We start from the raw sequence: 23,819 nt of genomic DNA, 5'->3' as shown, positions 1-23,819 counted from the left end.
CGCCGCATCAAGCCCCGCAACTTCATTGACTAACCGCCGGATTCCCCGGATGAACCGAGCTCGAATTCGTCACCGGCGCAGGCGCCTGCTGCTCAAGCGGACGCGAACTCACCGACGAATCGGGCACCGCACCCACCGTCGCATCCGGCGTCGGCGGAGGCTGCGACGCAACCGGCGCGCTGGCCGCCGGCGCGCTCGTCGCAGTTGCGTCTTGCGGCAGGATGTACTGGAACACCTTCACCACCTGCGTCACACCCGGCACGCGGCTCGCCACGTCGGCGCCACGGGCGCCTTCATCGCGCGTAACAAGCCCCATCAGATACACCGAGCCGTTCTCGCACACCACCTTGAAGTTGTTCGCCGAAATGTTCTTCTCGGCGATCAGTGCCGTCTTGACCCGCGTTTCAAGGTACGAATCGTTGGTCCGCGAAGACAGGTCGGCAGCCGGCCCGATCGTCAGCTCGTTGACGATGGAAGTGACATTGTTGAGCGATCGCACGATCTGCTCGGCCTTCTGCTTCGATGCATCGTCCGGCACTTCGCCGGTCAGCAGCACGCGCCGATTGAAAACCGACACGTTGACGTGCGCGGGATCCGGCAGGTTCTGGTTGATCTGCGCGATCGACTTCACCTGAATCTCGCGATCCTCGGTCTGCGCACCAAGCGTGCGCCGGTCGGTCGCAACCAGCGCACCGCCACCGGCCGCGCCGGCCACCAACAGGAAGCAACCCTGCAACGTCGCGGACAGCCCTGCCGCCAGCCCCACCACCAGTGTGGTCCTCACCAGTGTCGTCTTGATGCGGAATACGCTCATTAACTAGCTCTCCTTCGGAATCAGTCTTCGCCCAGCAACATGGCATCGATGCCGTCGCACAGACAATGGATGGTCAGCAAATGCACTTCCTGAATACGCGCGGTGCGATCTGAGGGCACGCAAATATGAATGTCGGTGTCGCCCAATACCTCGTGCGCTTTGCCACCGCTCCTGCCGGTCAACGCCACCACGATCATCTCGCGCTCGTGCGCTGCCGCGATCGCGGCCAGCACGTTCGCCGAATCGCCCGAGGTCGTGATGGCAAGTAGTACGTCGCCAGGCTGGCCGAATGCCCAGACCTGCTTCGCGAACACCTGCTCGAACGCGTCATCGTTGGCGATCGCGGTGATGATCGACGTGTCGGCCGTCAACGCAATGGCAGGCAAGCCTGGGCGTTCGCGCTCGAAACGGCCCATCAGCTTGGCCGCGAAATGCTGCGCGTTGGCGGCGGATCCACCATTGCCGCACGCAAGAATGCGGTTGCCGTTGGCAAGCGCCATAAACATCGTGTCGATCGCAGCGGCGATCGGCATCGAGAGGGTTTCGAGAGCTTCGGTTGTGACTGCCGCGTTGTCGCGGAAGTGCTGTTGAATACGTTCGACTGACATCGAGTCTCTATCTTTTGCCGCGTATGGACCGCTGCGCGCGGCCGTGTTGTGAAGACAGGTTATTCTGGCTGACGGTGCAGGCAACGCCGATGCGTCACCGGAACCGCCTGGGACGCGTTCGCCGTGTCACTCGTACGCGAGCGCAAGTTTATCGCACTCAGGCGCGATATCCGCAGCGTGGCTCAGACTTCATCGGCACGAAAGGCATCGCGTAACCAGACAAGTCGCCCCGATTCGAACGCGACGACATCGAAACGGCACGCCGGTACGACGCTCACGCGCGTCGCCAGATAATGCCGCGCAGCACGCACCAGCCGCTGACGTTTCTGCCATCCAACGCTGGCCGCCGCGCCACCATAGTGCCAGCGCGCACGCGCCCGGACTTCGACGAACACCAGCGAGCCATCGCGCTCGCGCATCACCAGATCGATCTCTCCGCCGCGACACGCCACGTTGCGCGCTACGAAACGCAACCGCTGGCGCTGCAAGAAGGCGAGTGCGTGAGCTTCGAAGGCGGCTCCGACGTCTTTGGACCCTCCGCGTCCCAAAAAGTTGTGAGCGCCGGAACGGGGCACCGGGCGCTCCGGCTCTGCGTGGCACAATGTCGGCCTTGCTTTGTCTGTCTGCGTCTTCTGTCTCATGACCCCTCTCTCCGAACTTGCGCAAGGGCAGCAATATCCTGCTGCCGCGCTCTATGTGGTGGCGACGCCGATCGGCAACGTCGCGGACATCACGTTGCGCGCGCTGCACGTACTCGGACTGGTGGACCGCATCGCCGCCGAGGACACGCGCAATACCGGCCAATTGCTGGCGCGCTACGGCATCTCGAAACCCCTGCTGGCGGTGCATCAGCACAACGAGCGCGCCGCGGCACTGCGCATCGTCGAACATCTGCAAGCGGGCGAGCGCGTCGCCTACGTGTCCGACGCCGGCACTCCGGGCATTTCGGACCCCGGAGCGAAGCTCGTCGACGCCGTGCGTGAAGCCGGCTTCCCAGTGATTCCATTGCCCGGCGCGAGCGCCCTGGCCACAGCACTCAGTGCCGCCGGCGATTGGGTCGCGACCTTCTCGTTTCTCGGCTTTTTGCCGCCAAAGGCGAAGCAACGCGCTGCAACACTGCAACCACTCGCGACGCATCCTCACGCCATGGTCTTCTACGAAGCGCCGCATCGCATCGTAGAAACAGTCGAAGCGCTGGCCGAAGCATTCGGCGGCGCGCGCAAACTATTGATCGCACGTGAGCTGACGAAGTTACATGAAGCGCTGCATTGCTGCACCCTGGCCGAAGGGCCAACGTGGCTGGCGTCGGACCTGAACCGGCAGCGTGGCGAATTTGTGCTGGTGGTGGAAGGCGCTCAACAGGAAACCGCGGGCGAGCACGATCACGACGCGCTGCTGCGCATCCTGCTGGAAGAGCTGACGGTGAGTAGCGCGGCGAAAGTCGCGGCGGCTATCACGGGAACATCGCGCAATGCGTTGTACACCCGCGCATTGGCTTTGAAGAAGGACGGGGAAGACAGCGAGTAAGAACAAGGGCCGCGCAAGCGGCCCTTGAGCGCGGACAAACGCGCGAGCAGAGCCCACGCGTCTTGCAACACCGGGGGCGAGCAGACGTGCATCACACGCACCGCTCGCTCCAGTCACATCATTTGACGTCGTTCGTATTCGACGCCAGCGTCTCGGCCTGTTCGGCTTTGGCTTCCTTTGGCGTCAGACCGACGATCTGCACGCGCGCCGTGCCCGCCCGCTGCATATGCAGCGCGGTAGCAGCCGCCAGCGAGAGGTCGATGATCCGGCCGCGCGCGAACGGGCCGCGGTCGTTGATCCGGACAATGACCGAACTGTCGTTGGCTGGGTTCGTCACGCGAACGTACGAACCGAGCGGCAGCGTGCGGTGCGCGGCGGTCAGCGCGTGCATGTCGTAGCGCTCGCCGTTCGCCGTGCGACGGCCGTGGAAGAACCTGCCGTACCAGGAGGCGCGCCCGGTTTCGTGGAAACCGGCCACATTGGGACCGTTTTCGGTGAGCGGCTGGGCGTCGGCGAGCGACGTACCGTTAGCTTCAGACGCCGATGCAGCTGGCGTTCCGAAGGCCTGCGGCGCCATCGTACCGGCGCTGCCTGCTTGCGCGCTCTTCGTGCTGAGCGGCGGATTACTTGCCTCGTTGGCTGCGTTCGGGGGCATGGCACACCCTGCGAGCACAAAAAAGGCAAAAAGACTCCCCATACTTCGGGATGACCGAGTTTTCATAAGACGTGCAATCACAATGTCGAGCCGCATCACGCGATAGCTGCGTGTTGCTGCGACTCCGGCGGAAAACGAACGACCACGCGCCGCGCGAAAAAGCGCAGTACGCCGAAGCCCGCACGCGGCATACTCTGCCGCTCCCGCACGGTTAAATTTCACGTCTGGCGCAACCTGTCCCCGGCAGCCTGACCAGACCCCACAAGCCGCCATCGAACGTGGCAAACACGTTCTTGCGCGCCAGACAGCAGCGCGCAGGAACGGCGGCGTAGGCCCCACCCAGCGTCACGGCAGAAGGCCGTTGCAGGCGCGTGGCACCTGGCTGGACGAGACGTGCGCATCGGACGCATCCGATGCTGGATTTGCCGTCGACAACACCGACGGCACTTACTTGACGACGATCAGCGCTCCATTCTTAATGGGGACGCATCGTCCTGTGGCAGCACGGTTTCCCGTACACATGACCGCATTATACCCAAAACACAATTTTGGGATGACAAGCGCTTGATAGCTTTGATGAATTTTCACTATTGCTGCAAAAATAGGTATCGCGGACCAGCCATTTGGCATATCGGCGGGGGGCCCGGTACGCCGGTACAATCAACGTTTTTGCTGCGGCCCACCGTCCTCATGAAAGTCACTCTGATCCCCGTCACCCCGTTCCAGCAGAACTGCTCGCTGCTCGTTTGCGAGGCGACGGGACGCGCCGCCGTTGTCGATCCAGGCGGCGATCTCGAGATCATCCAGGATGAGGTCAAGCGGCAAAACCTGTCGGTCGAAAAGGTTTTCCTCACGCACGGTCACATCGATCATTGCGCCGGCGCGAAAACTTTGGCCACGCACTACGGCGTCCCGATCGACGGTCCACATCCCGACGAGCGTTTCTGGATCGATCAGTTGCCCGCCCAGAGCACGCGTTTCGGCTTCCCTGCAGCGCAGGCGTTCGAACCGGACCGCTGGCTGCAGGACGGCGACACGGTTCAGTTCGGCAATGAGACGCTCGAGGTTTATCACTGCCCGGGGCATACGCCGGGCCATGTGATCTTCTTTAGCCGCGCGCATCGGGTCGCGCTGGTTGGCGATGTGCTGTTTGCGGGCTCGATCGGCCGCACCGATTTTCCGCGCGGCAATCATGCCGATCTGATTCGCGCGATCCGCGAGAAGCTCTGGCCGCTCGGCGACGACGTCACCTTCGTGCCGGGTCATGGGCCCACCTCGACGTTCGGCGCCGAGCGCCGCACGAATCCATACGTCGCAGACGGAGTGCGCGCATGAGCGCCGAAATCTATGTGAGCACCGACGTCGAAGCGGACGGCCCGATCCCCGGCCCGCATTCCATGCTCAGCTTTGCCTCGGCCGCGTACACGGAAGACAAGCAACTCATCGGCACCTTCTCTGCGAACCTGGAAACGCTGGAAGGTGCGACCGCCCATCCGGTTCAGGAGGCATGGTGGAAAACCCAGCCCGAGGCGTGGGCCGCCTGCCGTCTCGATCTGCAGCAGCCCGCCACGGCTTTGAACGCTTACGTAACGTGGGTTGAAGCGTTGCCGGGCAAACCGGTCTTCGTGGCCATGCCGGCCGGCTTCGATTTCACGTTCATGTTCTGGTACATGATGCGCTTCACAGGCCGCTGCCCATTTTCATGGTCTGCGCTGGACATCAAGACGCTCGCCTTCGCGATGACCGGTCTGCCCTATCGCAAGTGCATCAAGCCGCGCCTGCCGCAGCGGTGGTTCGACGACCATCCGCACACCCACGTCGCCCTCGACGATGCGATCGAGCAAGGCGCCCTGTTCTGCAACATGCTCGCCGAGTTGCGCGCCGGCCAGGCCGTTCTCGCCGCTCATGCAGCGGCGGAAACAGTCCCAAAAGATGGGGACGGCTCAGGGCAAAACGCCGCTGCCAAACCGGCAAATTAGGTAATCTCCCTCGTCAGAGCCGTTTTACATTGCGTTTCGTTTTCGTCGCCTCTACTATTAGAGCCACGGCACGCCAACGGAGGCGCAGTTGACACTCGATACGTTCTCGCAAAAGATCCTGCGCCTGCTGCAGCTTGACGCTCGCCGTTCGGTGCAGGAAATCTCCGACCAGGTCGGTCTCTCCAGCACCCCATGCTGGCGGCGGATCAAGGACATGGAGCAATCGGGGGTGATCCAGCGCTACACAGCACTGCTGGATCGCGAAAAGCTGGGGCTGCACGTGTGCGCGCTCGCTCACATCCATCTGACGCGGCACACGGAAGGCGGGGTTGAACAGTTCGAACGCGAGATCGCCACCTGTCCTGAAGTGACCGAGTGCTACAGCACCACCGGCGAATCCGACTACATCCTCAAGATCGTCGCGCCGGACATCAAGGCGTATGACGCGTTTCTGCACGAACGCATCTTCAAGATTCCGGCCGTCGCGCAAGTGCGCACAAGCGTCGTGCTGCGGGAAATCAAGTTCGATACGCAACTACCGCTTTGAGATTCTGATGGCGACGCCAGCCAGGCCGGCCGTCTTAACCTGCCCGGCGCTACCGCGCTAGGCAATGTCATGACGCTCCGGCGCTGCGGCTTCAGCCTGCTCATCCAGAGCAATAGCCCGCAATACGCTCAGATGCCGCACGCCCAGGCGGCTCTTTAGTTCTGCCAGATCAAGATGCGCGAGCCGCTGTGCGTCGCTCTCAATGGCATTGGGCGCGCTGGCAGCTAGCGTCACGTCGACATCGAGGCCAGTGCTCAGGTAATGGATATTGACGCCCGCCGCCCGCTCACCCCGTTCAGCAAGCGCCGCCTCGACCTCCGCGACGACCCGCTCACGGGGCGGCAATCCGATAGGCGGTCGCGCCAGCGCATCGTTTTCCGGATCGACGTGAATCAGCGCATCGAGCACCCGGCTGTCAGTGAGGACGCGCGCCCGGGCCGTCTCAGCAATGTAGTGACCTTCCGATACAGAGATCAGCGGGTCGACCAGGATATGTGCGTCGACGAGCGCGAAGTCACCCATCTTGCGCGTGCGCAGTTCGTGCACATCACGCACACCCGGCGTCGACATCAGCAGTTTGCGTACGTCGGCGGCAGCGGCATCGTCGAGTGCGCGGTCTGATAGATCCTGCAGCGCATCCCAGCCGAACGTCCAGCCCATACGCGCGACCATGAAACCGACAATCGCCGCTGCAATTGGATCGAGAAGTCGCACGCCAGCCAGACTGCCGATAATGCCGAGCGCAACAACCAGCGACGACGCCGCGTCCGAACGCGCATGCCATGCATTGGCAATCAGCATGGCCGAGCGCACCCGTTGAGCTTCGCGCAGCATATAACGAAACAGTGTTTCTTTCGAAACCAGCACCAGCACAGCCACGGCCAGTGCGCTGAGGTGAACGGCGGGAATATCCTGCAAATCGGCCAGCCGCGCTCCGGCGCGCCATAGCATGCCGACACCGACCGCAATTAGCAGCGCACCCAGAAACAACGAAGCCACGGTTTCATAGCGGCTGTGCCCGTAATTGTGATCCGCATCCGGCTTTGCTCCGCTATGCCGATTGGCGATTAGTACGACAAAATCCGAAACGAGATCGGCAAGCGAATGCACGCCATCGGCAACCAGTGCCTGCGAATGGGCGATCATCCCGATGATGATTTGCAGCGTCATCAACACCGAATTGAGCGCGATACTGACAAACGTGCTTTTGCGCGCAACGTGATGTTTTTCCGTGGATTGGGTGGCGAAGGTGGCGGGCATGCGAGCAGATGCGGTTTTTCAATGTGTGGATTCTAACCGCGCTCGCATGACAATCTGCGGAATCCCTTAAAATTCTCTTTTAAATCAGATGCTTATCTAAACGGGAAGTATTCGCGTTCCGGTTCAATAGAATACGCTCCCGCAAGTCACGGAATGCGAAGCTGGAGATCGGTCCGACAGCTAAACATGGACGTAAAAAAACCGCGCACCTTAAGGTTGCGCGGTTCTTCGGCCGAGGGCGCGCTAATGCGCCCACAGGGATACTGCAATTAACGCTGAATCAGAAACTTCTCACGATCCTGACCGGCGATCCAACGCGGCGGCTTACCACGGCCCGACCACGTGCTACCGCTATCCGGATCACGGTATTTCGGCGCGACACCAGCGCGCGGACGGCCCACTTTCGCTGCCTTACCACGGCCGCCGCCTAACTCAGCAAGCGTAATGCCGTAGTCAGCCATCTTCTGTTTGATCTCGTTCAACACTTCCGCGTATTCACGCGACTTTGCTTCTTCGATCTGCTGTTCCAGCTTCTCTCGCTGTGCGAGTAGTTCCTTGTAGGAAGACATAGGTTCCCTTGTGGTTTAGATAAGTGACTACCAGTCTAAGCCGGTTTGCCCTTTGAAAGGTGTTCATGCCTCGGAATTTGCAGGCGAGATTAACACAAAATAGAAAGCGTGGAAAAGTCCAGTTCTTAAATTAATTATGTTTCGTTTCGAAAAATTTCAGGAAACGGCACAGTCAGCAAGTTTTTCATTTACATCTTCTTTCGCAGCTTACGAAAAAGCGAACTCGGCTATGAGTAAATATCTGAATTAACTCCCAAAATATGAAAATTAATATGCCATTTGCACCGGAACATCTCATGGCATGAGAGCTTTCGGCGAACAACCTGCGAGCAGGCGAAATAAATAGTCGAAATGCATCGCGTCTGAGTGTTTTCCCGCAATAGTTCTAGTCACGATCGTTTCACGTTTCGCGTGATGCAATCTTTTAGTGCGGCATGCAAGGAGTCGGCATTTTTTGCGACCTCGTCAAATGTGAAGCGGCTGCGTGCACCTTCGTGTTTCAGATCCGCGCCATAGCGGTCGATGCCAATTAATTCAAGATGATCCGGCCGCTGCGGATGTGCGTCGAAAAACCCCAGCAACGCACGCTCTTCGTCGAAGCTGAGTGGTTCGAACGGATCCAGTTCATTGCCATCGAGCCAGCCCATCGCGCCAAAGCCACCGATATAACGCATCCGCTCGAGCGTCATCACCCAGAAGCTGAAATCGCCCAGCGCGAGGTAGCGCTCGGCGTCCGGGTGATAGCGCAGGTAACGCCCCACCACGGCAGGCGTCGGCTCGACCGTCTCGAACGAGCCTAGCAGCGTGACCCGCTGGCCATTGAGCACATCGCCATCCGGAGCGTGCGCGACTAGGAAGCCCGCACGAGGATCGCCTTGCAGGTTACGGGTGTGTTCGGCCAGGCGACTCACGAGGATCGTAGGACGATGCCGCGCGTCCGGGGCAAACGGCAGGATCGACGGATACGGAAATCCCTCCGGTTGGCGCGAGTGCGTCGCGAGCGTGCCGGCGGCGACCTGGTGGAGCAGATGAAGCGGCGCGTGAGCGGGGATATTCAAGAGCGCGTCCTCGAAGGATGGCGTGGATGGCGTTCGGCCGGCTGGCTCAAGGTGAAAGCGCGGCCGTGGTGCCGTAGAAATTAGATATTAATTCAGCGCTCGCCTGCAGGACCCCGGCCGCTTCGTTAGAATCGGAACTTCGCTTTCAGCCGGCTTTCGCGTCGTTGTCCGGTTCCGTTTTCGCTTTACGCCAACGAGACTTCCGTGTCCGATCGTTCCCCCGACCTTTCCGCGCTTCCCGCCGCCCATCGCGATCTGCCGGCCACCTCGTTGCAGCGCGCCCGCTATGCAACGATGGCGCTCTTCTTTATCGCCGGGATGATGTACGCGTCGTGGGGGGTACACGTGCCGACCGTGCGCGACCGCTTCCATCTGAATCCGGCGCTGCTGTCGATCGCACTGCTGGCGGTGGCAGGCGGCTCGATCACCGCGATGGCGACCAACGCCTCGTGGATTGCGCGGGTCGGCACACGCCGCGCGTGTCTCGCTGGCGGCCTTGCGATGGCGGTCTGCGCCGCGTTGATCCTGATAGTTCCGTTTTACTGGATGCTGCTGGTTGTGCTGGCAGTCTTTGGCGCCGGAATGGCAACGCTAGATGTGGCGATGAACGCCGAAGCGAGCGCAGTCGAGCAGACGCTCGGACGGCCAATCATGTCCCAGTTGCACGGTATGTTCAGCGTTGGCGGGATGGTGGGCGCCGCCGTCGGCGGAGTGTTGCTGTCACGTGGTATGGCGCCGGCCGTTCATCTCGCTCTCGTTGCCATCCTGAGTGCGCTCGTGCTGCTGGTGGCGTGTCCCGCGGTTTTGCCTCATGTGCCGCAGGCGGATCATCCGGATGCCGCGACGCCGCGCGCCAACCGCTGGCACTCGCCGGCGCTGTGGGCGCTCGGAGCGACTGCGCTGGTGGCGCTGATCGCCGAAGGAGCGATGTACGACTGGGCCACCGTCTACATGCGCGACGTCGTCGTCGCGACGCCGGCGCTCGCGAGCGCGGCGTACGCGGCGTTTTCGGGCGGCATGGCGGCGGCCCGCTTTGCCGGCGATGCCGTGCGCGCCCGCTTCGGCGCCCCGCAGCTGGTGATGGCAAGCGCGTCGCTGGCGTGTGCCGGGATGATCGGCGCGCTGCTGTTGCCCTACTCGTTCACAGCGTTGACAGGATTCACGCTGATGGGCCTCGGGCTGGCCAACATGATGCCGGTGCTATTCGCGGCGGCCGCGCGGGTCGAAGGGATTCATGCGGCGGAAGGGCTTGCGCATGTCGCGGGGCTCGCTTATTTCGGACTACTGCTCGGGCCGGTGATCATCGGCGGGGTCGCGCAGGTGACCAGCCTGCCGATCGGGCTATCTGTGGTCGCGATATGTTCGGCGGTGATCGCGTTCGCCGGGCCGAAGGTATTGCGTCGTTTGAAGATCTGACGGAGACGGGCGCAGCGAGCCGGTCAACGGCTCGTGGCAGCGTCCGAAACGTGCCGCCTTACGTTACGTTACATGGGCTTGCCGCACGATCCCGTTCCGCGACACATGAATGCTTGCGACACTCGTCGATGACTCTGCCGGGAGTCGTAGTGCTTTGATTTTTATCGATTTATTCTGCACGACAGGGCGCTCCGTACAAATGGCATAAGCCTTGCAGTTAGCTCCCCCACTGGTTCAATCAGGGGGAGCATAAACATGAATCGCAATTTCAAGATGACGGCCATCGCCATGTGCGTGTCGTCAGTGATGGTACTTCAAGGCTGCGGCGGGTCCACGGTCAATAAACCGCCGACGACGGGTAGCGGCTCGGGGAGCGGTGGCGTAATTGGCACAGGCGGCGGTTCGGGCGCGGGTGCAGGCGGTGGCTCGGGTACGGGCACGCATACTCCGACACCGACTCCGACTCCGACACCGACACCGACTCCGACTCCGACACCAACGCCGACTCCGACGCCAACACCGACGCCGACGCCGACGCCAACACCGACACCGACGCCGACGCCGACGCCGACGCCAACACCGACACCGACTCCGACGCCCACACCGACGCCGACCCCAACGCCGACGCCGACGCCGACGCCAACACCGACGCCAACGCCGACGCCAACACCAACCCCCAGCGCCAACGCCGTCGGCGTAGTCATCCAGAACGCGGGCAACGTTGTCTCGTCGACCGGCCAGACCGTCTCCTCACTGGGCAGCCAGATCGGCCTCACGCCGCTGCCCGGCGGCAACTCGGCGACCACCACGGCGCTCGGCAACATCCTGTCGAACTTCGGCAACGGCGTCACCGCTGTTGGCATGGGCGCGACGAACGGCCTCGGCCAGCTCGGCCTGTCGAGCAATCCGCTGGGCATCACGATCTCGAGCAGCGGCAACCTTGTCTACGACGCGGGCCAGGCAGTCAACAGCGCCGGGAAACTCGTGACGAGTCTCGGCAGCGGCCCGACAGCTGCGCTCAGTCCACTGACGACACCGCTCGGCAGCACCGTCTCCACCGTTGGCCTTGCAGTCGCCGGACTCGGCACCCAGCTTGGCAAGACGCTTTCGACCGGTCCGATCGAGCAGCTCACGACCTCGGTCAGCACCGCCATCACGCCGATCACCTCGACCCTCGCGCAGACGACGCAAACCGTCGGCGAGGCTACCGGGCTCGGTGCGCCGCTGAACGGCCTGCTGTCGACGGTCGGCCACGGACTGGATAGCGCCGGCAACAAGATCAGCACAGCAACCGGCAACCCGGTCGGCGAGAATCTCGGTACCGTCGTCACCAGGCTCGGCGATACCGTCACTTCGGCTGGCGGTCTGCTGGTAGGCGGCACCGGTAGCAACCCGCTGGGCGGCAACCCACTCGCGCCGATCACCAGCATCCTGACAGCCCTGCCCGGCACGCTGAGCGGCGGCCTGACAGGCGGCAGCGGTAGCTCGGGTGGCCCGCTTGCGCCGATTACCGGCGTGCTGAGCACGGTGACCTCGTCGTTGACGGGTGCCCTCAGCGGCGCCAGCGGCGGCTCGGGCAACCCATTGGCGCCAGTCACCTCAGCGGTTTCCTCGCTGACCGGCGCACTGGGTTCGGTGACGGGAAGTGTTTCGATCTCCGGCTCGGCGAGCGCGTCCGGATCCGGCTCCGCAAGCGGCAGTGCCAGTGCCGCCGCCAGTCTGCTGACGCCAATCACAGGACTGGTGAGTTCGCTGACAGGTGGACTGGCCCTCTCGAGCTCAGGCAGTAGTTCCAGCAGCAGTAGCTCGAGCAGTAGCTCAGGCGGCCTGCTCGGCGTGCTGGCGCCCAAGAAATAACGACGGCAATTAAAAGAAGCAGTACCAGGGGGCGGCGGACCGGGTAACCGGTCCGCCGGTTTTTATTGCGCACCGGCAAACGCAATCAGGCGGGAAATACAGCGCATTGCGCGCCTAGAGTTCGTTATAGGTGTCGTAGGTATTGCAGAAGTCGTTACGTACGACGAAGTTGGTATACGTCATCGTGACGGACGGCTCGAGTCCTTCCACGTAGTGCCACCATCCGATCGGCAGAAACAGCAGGTCGCCAGGCCCGATCGTGCATTCGATCAGGTTTGCCTGCTGTACAGCCGGAAACCGCGTCGCATCGATCGCGTTGCCGTCCACCTGCGTATAACAATGCAAGTGGTTGTACATATACGGCGTATCCGACATCGGAATCAGCTTGATCCGCTTGCGCCCAATCACCTGGGCCATGAAGTTGTTGGTGAGATCGTGATGAAACGGCGTCTTTGTACCGCCCGGTCCAAACCAGAAAAACCCCGTATCCGGCGACGCAGGATCGAGATACTCGCGAATCGTCGGCGCGTCTTCCCATAGCGCCGCAAGCGAGGCGCGATTAATCGACGTGTTGTTCGCCGTCATATAAAAGTCGTTGGTCGGCCGGCTGCGTTCGACCAGATCCACATATTCGCGGAACGGCATCTTGCGCTTCAGGTTCGGCTGATTGATCTCGTAGTTCGGATCCGATTCGCGGCCAAACTGGACTTCAACTTCGCAATCGCCGCAACGCGCGCGAAAGTAATCGAAACTCCATTGCGTGCGTGCCGGCCATGAGTCGAATGCGCCCGTGATAATCACCGGCCGGTTCTGAAAGTAGTACTGCTCAAAGAATTCTTCGCGCGTAAGCCGCTCGCGCCGCTCGACCGCGGCGCCGCTCGCGCGCATCCTGCTTAGCTGGCCATATACGGATAAGGTCCAGTCGCGCTTGCGCAAACGATTGCGCAGGCGCGTGCCACCCTGCAGATAGGGGCTGGCAAGTGCGGTGTTGATTTCGAGCGCGGCTTCGTCGGCATCGAAACCTTCGTTGAGCATGGCAGCGTGGAGCGACTGCGCGGTTGCCCCAAGCAAAAGATTTTCAGCAATCCAGCGACGCATATCGTCGTTCGTGCGAGTCATGGTCGGCCCCCCTCTCTCTGTTTTTGATTTGTCCGATCGTTAGATTCTCATGCGCGCGCCCAAAAGAAAAGGCGTGCATTCCTGAAAGAATGCACGCCTTGAATCGTCCAGCAGACGGCAGGCAAAACGCCCACCGTCATGCGGCAAAAACTTACATCTTGACCACGTCCAGCAGCGTCTTCTTGCCGCCCTTGTAGTCGTACAGCGAGATCACGCCGTGCTGCAGGTCGCCGTGCGAATCGAACGTCGTTTCGCCAATCACGCCCTTGTAGTCGGTCGTCGGCATTGCTGCCAGGATCTTTGCCGGATCCGTCGAGTTAGCACGCTTCATAGCATCGACAATGATGTACACAGCATCATACGTGAACGGAGCGTAGATCTGGATCGGCTGACCAAAACGCTTTTCGTACTTGGCTTCGAACGCCTTGCCGCCAGCCATCTTCTCGAGCGCCATACCGGCTTCCGAGCAGACGATGTTGTCGGTTGCGTCGCCAGCCAGGTCGGATAGGCCGTCGGTACAGACACCGTCACCCGCCAGAACCTTCGCGCGCAGGCCGAGCTGCTTGGCTTGCTTCGCGAACGGGCCGCCGGTGGCGTCCATGCCGCCGTACATGATCGCGTCAGGGTTTTCGCCCTTGATCTTCGTCAGAATGGCGCGGAAGTCGACAGCCTTGTCGTTGGTCGCGTCATGCGACACCACGTTCAGGCCGAGCGACTTGGCGGTCTTCTCGAACTCGTTTGCCAGACCCTGACCGTAAGCGGTCGAGTCGTCGACGATCGCGACGCTCTTCACCTTCAGTTCTTTGGCTGCGTAGTTAGCCAGTGCCGGGCCTTGTTGCGCATCGGTCGCCACGACGCGGTACGTCGTCTTGAAGCCCTGTTGCGTGTAAGCCGGGTTCGTTGCCGACGGCGAGATCTGCACGATACCTGCATCGCTATAGATCTTCGAAGCCGGAATCGAGGTGCCCGAGTTCAAGTGGCCGACCACTGCAACGACCTTGTCGTCAACCAGCTTCTGGGCAACCTGCGTTGCCGTACGCGGGTCAGCCGCGTCGTCTTGTGCGTCGAGTTGCAGCGTGACCTTCTGGCCGCCAATCGTCAGACCCTTGGCGTTGATTTCTTCAACCGCCAGACGAGCGCCGTTTTCGTTGTCTTTACCCAGGTGAGCAATACCGCCGGTAAGCGGTGCGACGTGGCCGATCTTGACGACCTCGTCCGCCACCGCGCCCGTTGCCAACGACGCAAACAACATGGCAGCAGCGCTGATCGGCAACAGCTTTTGAATCTTGATGTTCATGTAAGTCTCCAGTTTCGGTCCCAAAAACAACGTAATCGCCCTGTGCCCCGCTTCCTTCTCGTGTCGCTCAGTCCCGTGGACGACCACGCCGGTTGCATCGTGTATGCACTTGGACAGTACGTCAATCGGCCTGTTTGTGGCAGGCGGCTATGCGTACTTGCGCGCAAGTGTAGGCTATCAAATTAATTTGTGGGATTTTTTTGAGTAAGTGGGATGAACACTAATAGCGTTTATCCCACAACGTCGAATGAGAAGACGCGAAACACCCCGGAGAACACCAGCCGGCGCGGGTTTCCCTCAAACGGGTGGTTTGCCGCGAGGGCCGGGTAAAGGTTTTTCAGGCCTATGCCATTAATTCGCGGAATAAGGATTGAGCGGCGCAAACGATAGCGCCATCGCACGGACGCGACACCCGCCCGATGCCCCGGTCGACGCTACGCAATTTATCCAGCAAGAGCGGCGATATTCGCGGCCGCCTCACGCCATTCCGCGTGCAACTGTTCGACCAGTTCCGCCGCGGGCAGCCCTTCCTTACGCTTGCTTCCGAGCGGCGCGGCCTGCCCCGACCATAAAGACAGATAGTCGCCGTTATTGGCGCGGCTCGCGGTCTGCCGCAATTCCTGCGTCAGCGCGTTTTGCACCGGGTACGGCGCAACGTTTCCAGGCTGTTCGCTCAACTGCCGCATCAGCGGATTGCGTATGCCGCGTGCATGCCGGCCGGTGATGGCACGGGTGACCTCGGTCGCCGTATCGGGCAACGTGCGCACGCGGGTCTTCCAGTCTGCGGGAATCGCGCTTTCGGCGCAGGTGAGGAACGCGGTGCCCATTTGCGCGGCTTGCGCCCCAAGCGCAAGGGCGGCCACGATGCCGCGTCCATCCATGATGCCGCCCGCGGCCAGCACCGGCAGACCGGTGGCGTCGACCAGTTGCGGCACCAGCGCCATCGTGCCCACCAGCGCATCCTCGAAGCGGCCGATGAAAGTGCCGCGATGCGCGCCCGCTTCGGAGCCTTGCGCGGCGATCGCATCGGCGCCGATGTCGCGCCACGCGACACCTTCGGCCGTATGCGTCGCCGTGCCGATTACATAACTGCCGGCCGCGTGCAGACGCTCGACATCCTGCGCGGAGATCAAACCGAAAGTGAAACTCACCACCGGCACACGCAATTCGATCAGCATGTCCAGTTGTTCCCGGAAGTCGGGGGCGTAGCGCGCGAGCGGCTGGCCTGGCGGCAGGCCCAGTTCGGCGCGCAGCGGATCGATGCTACTCAGCGCGCGGCGCACGGTGGCGTCGTCCGGTGCCGACGGCTCCAGCACGAACAGATTCACGCCGAACGGACGGCTGGTGAGCGCGCGAATCGCTGCCACTTCGCTGGCGAGTTTCTCCGCGGTAAAAGGCGCGGCGGCGAGAAACCCGAGGGCGCCCGCATTCGAAACGGCAGCCACCATGGCGGGTGAAGTCGGGCCCCCCGCCATCGGCGCCTGCACGACCGGCACGCGCAGATCGAAACGTTCGGCAAACGGCGAGGCGAAACGATGTACGTTACTCATGATGACGTCCTTCGGCATGGGGTGCCCACATCGCGCGTGGGCTGTTGCTGACGACTCTACTGGAGCGCCGTAACGCCGAAAAATGAATTATCGAGAACGTTTCCATCGTCGAACGAGAAAGCCGGGCGCGGCAAGGAGGCAGCGCGCGCCGCGTCTGGCCGCTCTGCACGGCCTTTCTTTTAGTGGCAAACTGACCGCCCGCCGCGGGCTTTGCCCGCTTGCACCTACCGCAATTTGAAGGAGAGTGACGTGAGCGTGACTACCCGTTGGATCGACATTCCCGCCGGCGACGACAGTTTCGAGGGTTATCTGGCGCTGCCCAAAAGCGGCAAGGGACCGGCCGTCATCATCATTCAGGAAATCTTCGGTGTTAATAGCCATATTCGCGCGGTCGCCGAACAGTACGCGCAAGATGGCTACGTGGCACTCGCGCCGGATATTTTCTGGCGTACCCAGCCGCGCGTCGAACTGACCTATGTCGGCGCCGACCGTGACAAGGGGATCGAAATCCTGCAAAAGACCGACGTGGGACTGGCCGTGGCCGACATCAGCGCAACGGCGGCCGCTCTGCGCGCGATGCCGGAAGTGACCGGCAAGGTGGCGGCCATTGGCTATTGCTTCGGCGGCCGGCTCGCCTATCTGACTGCCGCGCAAAACACGATCGACCTGGGCGTGAGCTACTACGGCGGCGGCATCCAGAATCTGCTCGACGAAGCCGCGAAGATCAAGGTGCCGATGCAGTTCCACTACGGCGAGCTCGACCACGGCATTCCTCTGGAAGCAGTGGGCCAGGTGCAGGAACGTTTCGCCGGCCGTGGCGATGCGGAATTCCACATCTATCCGAATGCCGATCACGGCTTTAACTGCACCGACCGCGCGTCGTACAACCAGCACGCCGCGGCGCTGGCCCACGGCCGCACGCTGACGTTCCTCGGCGAACGTCTGTAAGCGGCCCGGCGTGCTCTCCGACTACCTCGCCCATGACGCGATGGGTCTCGCCGAGCTGGTGCGCGCGCGCGCGGCCAGCGCGCGCGAGTTGCTCGACATCGCCATCGCTCGCGCCGAAGCGGCCAACCCCGCGATCAACGCGATCGTTCTTAAGGACTACGAGGCCGCGCGCGAACGCGCGTCGCGCGATGATGCAAGCGCGCTCGGCGACGGCCCGCTCGCGGGCGTACCTTATCTGATCAAGGATCTGGGTGCGCCGGTGGCGGGGTTGCGGATGTCGATGGGCAGTCGCCACTACCGGCACTTCGTGCCCACCGAAGACGCGCCGGTGGTTGCGTTGGCGCGCGCCGCAGGTCTTAACATCTTCGCCAAGACCAACACGCCGGAACTCGGTCAGATGCCCTATACCGAGCCCGAGCTGTTCGGCCCTTGCCGCAATCCGTGGAGTCTCGATCACACGCCGGGCGGCTCGAGCGGCGGAGCGGGCGCTGCAGTCGCAGCCGGTATCGTGCCGTTGGCGCATGCTTCCGACGGCGGCGGTTCGATCCGCATTCCCGCCTCCTGCTGCGGTCTCTTTGGTCTTAAGCCATCGCGCGGACTGGTGCCGGGTTTGCATGCGCCCGGGGCCGGCGAGTTGGGCGTCGATCACGCCATCTCACGCAGCGTGCGCGACAGCGCACTGCTGCTCGACCTCGTGACCGGGCAAACGCAGCAAGGCGCCATCGGCACACCCGGTACGTTTCTGGGTGCGGTGACCGAGCCGTGCCGGCCATTGACGATTGCCTATGTGACCGAGCCGATGCTGGCACCCACGTTATCTGCCGACGTACGCGCGGCGCTCGATGATGCGGCGAAACTCGCAGCATCGCTCGGCCATCACGTGGAGCCGGTCTCGCTCGGTATCGATTTCGAAGCAGTCCGCCATGCGTTCCTGATGCTGTGTTCGGTGACCACTCGCGACATGGTGCTCAACGCAGATCGCATCACCGGTCGCAAACCGATGCGCGAAGAGTTCGAAATCGCCACGTGGGCGATGGCGCAAATCGGCCGCAAGCTCGGCGAACGCGCATTGCCTGCCGCGCTCGAGGAACAACGCCGCATCACCGCGAAGCTGACCGATCTGCTGTCGCGCTACGACGTGATCCTGTGCGCGACGCTGGCCTCCGCGCCGATCAAGATCGGTGAGATGCAACCGAGCGCAAGCGAGCGCATGCAGATGCGTGCGGTCGTCACGATGCCGATCGAGGCGCTCCTGAAAAGAATGCTCGCTGAAGCCGCCGACAAGGCATTCGCCTGGGCCGGCTGCACCGAGATATTCAATCTGAGCGGACAGCCTGCGATGTCGGTGCCGCTTTACTGGAATGCCCGTGGCTTGCCGGTGGGTGTGCAATTCGCGGCGCGTGAGGGTGGTGAAGCGACATTGTTGCGCCTGGCCGCGCAACTTGAAACCGCACGTCCCTGGTTCTCCAGAAGACCGCCTTTGATGCCAGCACGCATCTAGCGGTATCTAAGCTTCTCTGCGCACAGCATCGCTAGCTCATGCGTGTTTGCGACGCGCGTCGAGATCGGCGTGGCGCATGCCTGGCGTATAGGCAAGCGCGACGATCGACAGTGCGAGACCTGCCATGACGTAGTAGGTTGGCGCGAGCGGCGAGCCCGTGGTTTGGGTAAGCCACGTAACGATCAACTGCCCGAAGCCGCCGAACAGCATCACCGCAATGTTGTAGGCGAGCGAGAGCCCGGTCGAACGCACATTGGCGGGGAACAGTTCGGCAATCATGGCGCCAAATGGGCCGTAGTAACCGGACAGCGTGATCGACAGAATCGCTTGCACGAGGACCAGTTTCGCCACGCTCGGCGACCCGGCGAGCCAGGAGAACAGCGGGTAGATCAGGATCAGCGTCAACACCAGCGACCAGATCGATAGCCCTTTGCGGCCAATGCGATCGGACCATGCACCGGTCAGCGGCGAAAGCACCATCAGCAGCAGGTTGCCTACGATCACCGCATAAAACGACTGCGCATAAGGCAGCTTCAGTTGCTTCACTGCGAAGGTCGGCAGATAGCTGATCAGTACGTAGATCGTGACCGTGAGCGCGATCACCGTGCCGAGTCCGCAGACCACTTCGCGACCGTGGCCCGAAAGAACTTCACGCAATGTCGCGCGACGGGCCGTCTGTTGGGCATGCAAAAACGCTTCCGAATCGGCAAGGTGGCGGCGAATATAAAAACCGACCGGCCCGATCACGAGGCCGAGTATGAAGGGCACACGCCAGCCCCACGATTTGAGCGCTTCCGGCGAGAGCCCGTGCGTAATCGATGCGCCGACTACAGCGCCCAGCGCCAGCGCGGCCGCCTGGCTTGCCATCTGCCAGCCGCCGTAAAAACCTCGCTTCGAGAAAGGCGCTGCTTCGATTAGCAGCGCAGTCGAACTGCCGAACTCGCCGCCGGCCGAGAAGCCTTGCAGCAGACGTCCGAGCACGATGATCAAAGGGCCGCCGATGCCGATCGCCGAATAAGGCGGCGCAATCGCCAGCAGCAGGATGCCGAACGTCATCAGCGCGATCACCAGCGACAAGGCCGCCTTGCGTCCCGCACGATCCGCGTAAAGCCCAAGAACGATGCCGCCAATCGGCCGCATGACAAATGCGACGCCGAAACTCGCAGTGGTGAGAAGCAACGACGAGTAATCGCTGCTGGCCGGAAAGAAGAGCTCCGCGATTACCACCGTCATCAAGCCAAAGACCGTGAAGTCGTACCACTCGAGCGCATTGCCGATAACCGCTGCTGCAACTGCTCGTGTGTTGAGGCTCTTTGACGCCGGCATCAGGATCTCCAGCCTTCGAAAAGTGTTGCGCGCTGTGTTGAACGTAAGCCGCCCGGCGAGACGACGCAATGCCGCCATGCGAAATGCATTGCGAGTGTAAAGATGGCTGTAAAGGTTTTCAAGCAGCAAAAAGGCGCCGGCCACTCGGTGTGGCGGACGCCTTGGCACATCTTTGCAAGTATTGCGCCGTCATGCTGCAGCGCAATTTACCGCGACAGGCATGCTGAACGGACCCTACCGGGCCTTACGCTTTCTTGTTGTATGCACTGCACCAACCTTTGGCCGACACCTGCTTGCCGCCGAACATCGGGCAGGCGCCCCACGGATCGGTTGCCTTGCCCTGATAAAAGCTGCAGTTGCCGCAAGCCTGGCCGGCCGCGTACTTCGCATACTTGGCCTTGTCGACCTGAGTCGCGTCGGCTTTGTAGCCGAGCGCCTGGGCGGTGGGATCGGCTTCGGTGACTTTAGGGGCGTCGGCAAAAGCCTGGCGCGACAACGCGAGCGTCGACGCAACGCCAATGCTCGTAATCAGGAACGTACGACGGGATGACTTCATGGGGACTCACTCCATTTTGTATGGGACTAAACGCCGTTCTAACGACAGCGATCCCCAAGCATAACAATGAAGCCCCAACGCGTGACGGTCCAAATGATAGAGATAAGCGATTTCGTAGTTCGACGCCGGCCCGTTGCCGGGCGCGGCGCTCAATCCGCAGTATCAACCTGCAGCGCCGCCTCGATAACTACGCCACTCCTGCCACTTCGCAGACACGCTGCGCAATCGCCAGACACGCCGTCAGCCCAGGTGACTCGATCCCGAACAGATTCACGAGGCCGCGCACGCCATGCGCAGCGGGCCCCTGAATCACGAAGTCCGCAGCGGGTTCACCAGGGCCGGAGAGCTTGGGGCGAATGCCTGCATACGCCGGCTGCAATGCGCCATCGGGCAACGCGGGCCAATAAGCACGAATCGCTGCGTAGAAGGAATCGGCTCGATGCGGATCGACGTCGTAGTTGATCGCATCGACCCATTCGACGTCGGGACCGAAGCGCGCCTGGCCGCCCAGATCGATAGTCAGATGGACACCCAGACCCGCCTCGTTCGGCATCGGATAAATCAGGCGGCTAAACGGCGCGCGTCCCGAGATGCTGAAGTAGTTGCCGCGTGCAAGATACAGCGGCGGCACATGCCGCGCGTCGAGTCCGCGAATCTTGCGTGCGAGCGCATTGGCCTGCAGACCCGCGCTGTTGATCACAGACGCCGCGCTGATCGTGGTGGGTGCGGCACCGCCCACTTTCACGACGAAACGCCCGTTGCTCGACTCGATCGCCTCGACCGGTGCATGAAACGCGCACACAGCGCCATCGCGTTCGGCATCGCCCTGAATCGCCAGCATCAGTTGATGACTGTCGACAATGCCCGTGCGCGGCGAGAACACTGCCTCGACACATTCGAGCGCCGGTTCCAGTGCTTGCGCCTCGGTGCCGCCAATCCGCATCAGGTCGAGCACGCCGTTTTCCTTGCCGCGCGCCATGATGCTTTCGAGTTGCGGAATCTGGTTGCGCGAGGTTGCGACAAGCAGCTTGCCGCACCGCGAATGCGGCACGCCGTGCGCCTCGCAATAGTCGTACAGCATTTCACGACCGCGCACGCACAGCGCCGCTTTCACCGAACCGCGCGGATAGTAGATGCCCGCGTGAATCACTTCGCTATTGCGCGAACTGGTGCCCACGCCGATGGCTTCGGCGCCCTCCAGCACGATCACTTCGCGACCGCGTGCCGCGAGAGCACGCGCGATGGCCAGGCCCACGACGCCGGCCCCGATCACTACACATTCGATCTGATCCATGTCCCTTGACGCGGCCTACCGCACCGCGTGACCCCTCGTCCACCTGATGAAGATGAAGAACGGCCGCGGCTATCTCGTGCCGCCCACCGCTCGCTGTCGAACGCGTCCTGCGCACATGACAAAATTCTACGACGCGGCACAGAAACGAATGCCCGCAGTCACAACGACTGCGGGCATCGGATCGGGTGCCAGATCTTGAGTCTGTATGCCGGACGGCTTCAGTGTACGCCGTCAAGGGTTAATGCGGTCAAATCATGTGGGCATCGTTTCGCTCACCCGGTCCTCAATTCTGGACAGCAGTGCCGATGAGTGAGCCGCTGCTTTGAGCGCTAGCGTGTACGGTGTTGATCTGCGCGCGCGGTACGGTATAGCCGCCCATCGCGAATTGCTGCGGATACGCCGGCGCGTTCGGGTTCATGCTCAGTTCACCGTCGGCGCGCGCTTGCGCCAGCTCCGCCTTGACCTCGGCGCGCGTCTTCGGACCGTTCGCAACCGGGTTCGCGATGTCATCGCCTGCGAAGGCGGGCAAGGCAACAGCAGCGGAAATCAGCAGGGCAGCAAGAGGAGCGAATTTCATGATGGATTCCAGATTCGTCGGGACTGTTCGGGGCGGAAATGAAGCGGCGTCGCTGCATTTTGGATAACCCAGTGTAGGCTCCGACTATCAAAGAATCATTCTGATTGAAACAACTAACAGTTACGCCCAGAAGAACAATCGCGATTTGCCCGGCGTCGCGATGGAGATTGGAGATCGCGCAAATTCTCCGGACGCTCCGGCAATGAAAAACCGCCCGAAGGCGGTCGTCGTGCAACAAGCAAATCCTGCCGCCTAGAAGCCGATCGGTTTGCGCCGGTTGCCGTAATCCAGCCGGATATCTTCTGCGCCGATCCAGTCACGGTCGTCGATGCGCGCCGCACCGAAGCCGTTCAGAATCGCGCGGCGCATTTCACGCGGCGAAGCGTGCTTTAGTGCGTCGAGCGCGGCGTCACCGAGTTCGACCGGGAAACGCAATCCCCAGCCGTGCGCAGAGCGGATTTCGTTATAGATCGACTGGGCAATCCGGCGTGCACCTTCCAGATCCGGCGGCGGAATTTCGTAGACGTTCATCCGGTTGAGAATCGGCTCGGGAATCGAGCGCGCGTCGTTAGCAGTCGCGATCCAGATCACGTGCCCCGCGTTGATCGGAATCTCGGCAAATTCGTCGATAAAGGTTTGCGCCGTATCGTGCTCCAGCAGCGCATACAGCGCACCGAGCGGATCGTATTGCGAATCGCCCGTGGCCTTGTCGATTTCGTCGACGGCAATCACCGGATTCGCGTAGCTCCCATGCACGAGTGCATCGAAAACTTTACCGGGCTTCGCGTTCTTCCATTGCGACGATGCACCCGAAAGAATCCAGCCCGCGGTCAGCGAACTCATCGCGACGTAGTGATACGCGGTGCCCAGCAAGCGCGCGAGCTGCTTCGCAAAATGCGTCTTGCCGATACCGGGGTCGCCAAGCAGCAGAATCGGCATCAGTTCGAGCCGGTCCTCGGTTTCGAGGCACAACGCAACCTGTTTGCGCACATCGTCGAGCGGCTCGCTGAAGTTCGGCAGCGCTTCGACCAGATCGTCGATGGACGGCATCCGGTTCGGCTTCACGCAAAAGCGTAAATTGCCGGTCTTCAGCATTTTTTCGTAAGTGGAGCGCAGCGCATCGTTCGCGCCTTCGCCAAGATCGTTCAACGCGGTTTCGACCCGATCGAGGTCGTAGACCTTGCTGAACGACGCCACTGCGATTTCCTGTTTGACCATTGCTGTTGTCATAGATCACCCCGTCGTACTGGTCTTGCGGCTGCGGCGCCGGCCCGGCGCCGTTTCAAGTCCAGTGTATCGAGGCAATATTCATGCGCAAGCCAGCAGCCGTGCGGGTCTGCTGCTAACACCGGTCTGGCGGT

The 23,819-nt window shown here is 61.9% G+C and carries 23 protein-coding genes; 8 read left to right on the top strand and 15 right to left on the bottom strand.

Annotated elements, in window-relative coordinates; all coding sequences use genetic code 11:
- Nucleotides 1-22: 22 nt before the first annotated feature.
- The 3 genes from BUS06_RS04210 to BUS06_RS04200 all read right to left on the bottom strand — a co-directional run bounded on the left by BUS06_RS04210 (nucleotide 23) and on the right by BUS06_RS04200 (nucleotide 2,063).
- Nucleotides 23-814, bottom strand: coding sequence for a BON domain-containing protein (locus BUS06_RS04210; RefSeq protein WP_074263121.1), 792 nt, complete (start codon nucleotides 812-814; stop codon nucleotides 23-25).
- A gap of 20 nt (nucleotides 815-834) precedes the next feature.
- Nucleotides 835-1,422: a phosphoheptose isomerase gene (locus BUS06_RS04205; RefSeq protein ID WP_074263120.1), complete on the bottom strand. Its 588-nt coding sequence runs from the start codon at nucleotides 1,420-1,422 to the stop codon at nucleotides 835-837.
- A gap of 182 nt (nucleotides 1,423-1,604) precedes the next feature.
- The gene (locus tag BUS06_RS04200) at nucleotides 1,605-2,063 is read right to left on the bottom strand and encodes a YraN family protein (RefSeq protein WP_083611344.1); all 459 of its coding nucleotides are present in this window, start codon (nucleotides 2,061-2,063) and stop codon (nucleotides 1,605-1,607) included.
- Between BUS06_RS04200 and rsmI the strand changes: the two genes are divergently transcribed.
- Entirely contained in the window at nucleotides 2,062-2,949 is an 888-nt protein-coding gene (gene rsmI / locus BUS06_RS04195) for a 16S rRNA (cytidine(1402)-2'-O)-methyltransferase (protein ID WP_074263119.1), read from the top strand. The two genes, BUS06_RS04200 and rsmI, sit on opposite strands and share 2 nt — an antisense overlap.
- A 118-nt stretch (nucleotides 2,950-3,067) precedes the next feature.
- Here rsmI and BUS06_RS04190 read toward each other — a convergent pair whose 3' ends face one another.
- The gene (locus BUS06_RS04190) at nucleotides 3,068-3,670 is read right to left on the bottom strand and encodes a septal ring lytic transglycosylase RlpA family protein (RefSeq protein ID WP_429287656.1); all 603 of its coding nucleotides are present in this window, start codon (nucleotides 3,668-3,670) and stop codon (nucleotides 3,068-3,070) included.
- Between the two features lie 624 nt (nucleotides 3,671-4,294).
- On the opposite strand from BUS06_RS04190, the gene BUS06_RS04185 reads away from it, so the two are divergent.
- The 3 genes from BUS06_RS04185 (at nucleotide 4,295) to BUS06_RS04175 (ending at nucleotide 6,130) form a co-directional block, all read left to right on the top strand.
- Nucleotides 4,295-4,939 carry an MBL fold metallo-hydrolase gene (locus BUS06_RS04185; RefSeq protein ID WP_074263117.1) on the top strand — a complete coding sequence of 215 codons (645 nt, stop codon included), beginning with the start codon at nucleotides 4,295-4,297 and terminating at the stop codon, nucleotides 4,937-4,939.
- Nucleotides 4,936-5,583 carry a 3'-5' exonuclease family protein gene (locus tag BUS06_RS04180; protein WP_074263116.1) on the top strand — a complete coding sequence of 216 codons (648 nt, stop codon included), beginning with the start codon at nucleotides 4,936-4,938 and terminating at the stop codon, nucleotides 5,581-5,583. Before BUS06_RS04185 ends, BUS06_RS04180 begins: the two co-directional genes overlap by 4 nt.
- Before the next feature lie 88 nt (nucleotides 5,584-5,671).
- Entirely contained in the window at nucleotides 5,672-6,130 is a 459-nt protein-coding gene (locus BUS06_RS04175) for an Lrp/AsnC family transcriptional regulator (RefSeq protein WP_074263115.1), read from the top strand.
- Nucleotides 6,131-6,187: 57 nt separating this feature from the next.
- Here the strand turns inward: BUS06_RS04175 and BUS06_RS04170 are convergent, their stop codons facing one another.
- The 3 genes from BUS06_RS04170 to BUS06_RS04160 all read right to left on the bottom strand — a co-directional run bounded on the left by BUS06_RS04170 (nucleotide 6,188) and on the right by BUS06_RS04160 (nucleotide 9,017).
- Nucleotides 6,188-7,390, bottom strand: coding sequence for a cation diffusion facilitator family transporter (locus BUS06_RS04170; RefSeq protein ID WP_074263114.1), 1,203 nt, complete (start codon nucleotides 7,388-7,390; stop codon nucleotides 6,188-6,190).
- A 269-nt stretch (nucleotides 7,391-7,659) separates the two neighbouring features.
- Nucleotides 7,660-7,959 carry an H-NS histone family protein gene (locus BUS06_RS04165; RefSeq protein WP_074263113.1) on the bottom strand — a complete coding sequence of 100 codons (300 nt, stop codon included), beginning with the start codon at nucleotides 7,957-7,959 and terminating at the stop codon, nucleotides 7,660-7,662.
- A 389-nt stretch (nucleotides 7,960-8,348) separates the two neighbouring features.
- Nucleotides 8,349-9,017, bottom strand: a complete 669-nt coding sequence (locus BUS06_RS04160; protein WP_074263112.1) for a HugZ family pyridoxamine 5'-phosphate oxidase — start codon at nucleotides 9,015-9,017, stop codon at nucleotides 8,349-8,351.
- A 204-nt stretch (nucleotides 9,018-9,221) separates the two neighbouring features.
- Between BUS06_RS04160 and BUS06_RS04155 the strand changes: the two genes are divergently transcribed.
- Complete coding sequence (locus BUS06_RS04155) at nucleotides 9,222-10,433, top strand: MFS transporter (RefSeq protein ID WP_074263111.1); 1,212 nt, start codon at nucleotides 9,222-9,224, stop codon at nucleotides 10,431-10,433.
- 255 nt (nucleotides 10,434-10,688) lie between these two features.
- Nucleotides 10,689-12,290 carry a collagen-like triple helix repeat-containing protein gene (locus BUS06_RS37085; protein WP_367946950.1) on the top strand — a complete coding sequence of 534 codons (1,602 nt, stop codon included), beginning with the start codon at nucleotides 10,689-10,691 and terminating at the stop codon, nucleotides 12,288-12,290.
- A 114-nt stretch (nucleotides 12,291-12,404) separates the two neighbouring features.
- On the opposite strand, the gene BUS06_RS04140 is transcribed toward BUS06_RS37085, so the two are convergent.
- The 3 genes from BUS06_RS04140 to BUS06_RS04130 all read right to left on the bottom strand — a co-directional run bounded on the left by BUS06_RS04140 (nucleotide 12,405) and on the right by BUS06_RS04130 (nucleotide 16,256).
- The gene (locus BUS06_RS04140) at nucleotides 12,405-13,409 is read right to left on the bottom strand and encodes a cupin-like domain-containing protein (RefSeq protein WP_074263110.1); all 1,005 of its coding nucleotides are present in this window, start codon (nucleotides 13,407-13,409) and stop codon (nucleotides 12,405-12,407) included.
- A gap of 151 nt (nucleotides 13,410-13,560) precedes the next feature.
- Nucleotides 13,561-14,706 carry a branched-chain amino acid ABC transporter substrate-binding protein gene (locus tag BUS06_RS04135; RefSeq protein ID WP_074263109.1) on the bottom strand — a complete coding sequence of 382 codons (1,146 nt, stop codon included), beginning with the start codon at nucleotides 14,704-14,706 and terminating at the stop codon, nucleotides 13,561-13,563.
- Between the two features lie 443 nt (nucleotides 14,707-15,149).
- Complete coding sequence (locus tag BUS06_RS04130) at nucleotides 15,150-16,256, bottom strand: NAD(P)H-dependent flavin oxidoreductase (RefSeq protein WP_074265906.1); 1,107 nt, start codon at nucleotides 16,254-16,256, stop codon at nucleotides 15,150-15,152.
- Nucleotides 16,257-16,505: 249 nt separating this feature from the next.
- Between BUS06_RS04130 and BUS06_RS04125 the strand changes: the two genes are divergently transcribed.
- Together BUS06_RS04125 and BUS06_RS04120 are read left to right on the top strand one after the other, a co-directional pair.
- Nucleotides 16,506-17,204, top strand: a complete 699-nt coding sequence (locus tag BUS06_RS04125) for a dienelactone hydrolase family protein (protein ID WP_074263108.1) — start codon at nucleotides 16,506-16,508, stop codon at nucleotides 17,202-17,204.
- 40 nt (nucleotides 17,205-17,244) lie between these two features.
- Nucleotides 17,245-18,705: an amidase gene (locus BUS06_RS04120; RefSeq protein ID WP_074263107.1), complete on the top strand. Its 1,461-nt coding sequence runs from the start codon at nucleotides 17,245-17,247 to the stop codon at nucleotides 18,703-18,705.
- A 36-nt stretch (nucleotides 18,706-18,741) separates the two neighbouring features.
- Here BUS06_RS04120 and BUS06_RS04115 read toward each other — a convergent pair whose 3' ends face one another.
- The 5 genes from BUS06_RS04115 to BUS06_RS04095 form a co-directional block, all read right to left on the bottom strand.
- Nucleotides 18,742-20,031 carry an MFS transporter gene (locus tag BUS06_RS04115; RefSeq protein ID WP_074265905.1) on the bottom strand — a complete coding sequence of 430 codons (1,290 nt, stop codon included), beginning with the start codon at nucleotides 20,029-20,031 and terminating at the stop codon, nucleotides 18,742-18,744.
- Between the two features lie 244 nt (nucleotides 20,032-20,275).
- Nucleotides 20,276-20,587, bottom strand: coding sequence for a high-potential iron-sulfur protein (locus tag BUS06_RS04110; RefSeq protein ID WP_074263106.1), 312 nt, complete (start codon nucleotides 20,585-20,587; stop codon nucleotides 20,276-20,278).
- A gap of 187 nt (nucleotides 20,588-20,774) precedes the next feature.
- Nucleotides 20,775-21,881 (bottom strand): NAD(P)/FAD-dependent oxidoreductase, encoded by a 1,107-nt coding sequence (locus BUS06_RS04105; protein ID WP_074263105.1) that lies wholly within the window; start codon nucleotides 21,879-21,881, stop codon nucleotides 20,775-20,777.
- 283 nt (nucleotides 21,882-22,164) lie between these two features.
- Nucleotides 22,165-22,458 carry a DUF4148 domain-containing protein gene (locus tag BUS06_RS04100; RefSeq protein WP_074263104.1) on the bottom strand — a complete coding sequence of 98 codons (294 nt, stop codon included), beginning with the start codon at nucleotides 22,456-22,458 and terminating at the stop codon, nucleotides 22,165-22,167.
- A gap of 252 nt (nucleotides 22,459-22,710) precedes the next feature.
- Nucleotides 22,711-23,688 (bottom strand): AAA family ATPase, encoded by a 978-nt coding sequence (locus tag BUS06_RS04095; protein WP_074263103.1) that lies wholly within the window; start codon nucleotides 23,686-23,688, stop codon nucleotides 22,711-22,713.
- Nucleotides 23,689-23,819 lie beyond the last annotated feature (131 nt).

It is taken from the genome of Paraburkholderia phenazinium (assembly GCF_900141745.1).
In the GTDB taxonomy this organism is placed as follows: domain Bacteria; phylum Pseudomonadota; class Gammaproteobacteria; order Burkholderiales; family Burkholderiaceae; genus Paraburkholderia; species Paraburkholderia phenazinium_B.
This window is presented reverse-complemented; position numbering and strand designations above follow the sequence as displayed.

Coding starts and splice junctions, on each gene's coding strand:
- BUS06_RS04135 (WP_074263109.1), bottom strand. CDS start 14,706: ATGAACATCAAGATTCAAAAGCTGTTGCCGATCAGCGCTGCTGCCATG.
- BUS06_RS04185 (WP_074263117.1), top strand. CDS start 4,295: ATGAAAGTCACTCTGATCCCCGTCACCCCGTTCCAGCAGAACTGCTCG.
- BUS06_RS04105 (WP_074263105.1), bottom strand. CDS start 21,881: ATGGATCAGATCGAATGTGTAGTGATCGGGGCCGGCGTCGTGGGCCTG.
- BUS06_RS04130 (WP_074265906.1), bottom strand. CDS start 16,256: ATGAGTAACGTACATCGTTTCGCCTCGCCGTTTGCCGAACGTTTCGAT.
- BUS06_RS04115 (WP_074265905.1), bottom strand. CDS start 20,031: ATGCCGGCGTCAAAGAGCCTCAACACACGAGCAGTTGCAGCAGCGGTT.
- BUS06_RS04110 (WP_074263106.1), bottom strand. CDS start 20,587: ATGAAGTCATCCCGTCGTACGTTCCTGATTACGAGCATTGGCGTTGCG.
- BUS06_RS37085 (WP_367946950.1), top strand. CDS start 10,689: ATGAATCGCAATTTCAAGATGACGGCCATCGCCATGTGCGTGTCGTCA.
- BUS06_RS04200 (WP_083611344.1), bottom strand. CDS start 2,063: ATGAGACAGAAGACGCAGACAGACAAAGCAAGGCCGACATTGTGCCAC.
- rsmI (WP_074263119.1), top strand. CDS start 2,062: ATGACCCCTCTCTCCGAACTTGCGCAAGGGCAGCAATATCCTGCTGCC.
- BUS06_RS04165 (WP_074263113.1), bottom strand. CDS start 7,959: ATGTCTTCCTACAAGGAACTACTCGCACAGCGAGAGAAGCTGGAACAG.
- BUS06_RS04180 (WP_074263116.1), top strand. CDS start 4,936: ATGAGCGCCGAAATCTATGTGAGCACCGACGTCGAAGCGGACGGCCCG.
- BUS06_RS04100 (WP_074263104.1), bottom strand. CDS start 22,458: ATGAAATTCGCTCCTCTTGCTGCCCTGCTGATTTCCGCTGCTGTTGCC.
- BUS06_RS04140 (WP_074263110.1), bottom strand. CDS start 13,409: ATGACTCGCACGAACGACGATATGCGTCGCTGGATTGCTGAAAATCTT.
- BUS06_RS04210 (WP_074263121.1), bottom strand. CDS start 814: ATGAGCGTATTCCGCATCAAGACGACACTGGTGAGGACCACACTGGTG.
- BUS06_RS04120 (WP_074263107.1), top strand. CDS start 17,245: ATGGGTCTCGCCGAGCTGGTGCGCGCGCGCGCGGCCAGCGCGCGCGAG.
- BUS06_RS04190 (WP_429287656.1), bottom strand. CDS start 3,670: ATGAAAACTCGGTCATCCCGAAGTATGGGGAGTCTTTTTGCCTTTTTT.
- BUS06_RS04170 (WP_074263114.1), bottom strand. CDS start 7,390: ATGCCCGCCACCTTCGCCACCCAATCCACGGAAAAACATCACGTTGCG.
- BUS06_RS04205 (WP_074263120.1), bottom strand. CDS start 1,422: ATGTCAGTCGAACGTATTCAACAGCACTTCCGCGACAACGCGGCAGTC.
- BUS06_RS04095 (WP_074263103.1), bottom strand. CDS start 23,688: ATGACAACAGCAATGGTCAAACAGGAAATCGCAGTGGCGTCGTTCAGC.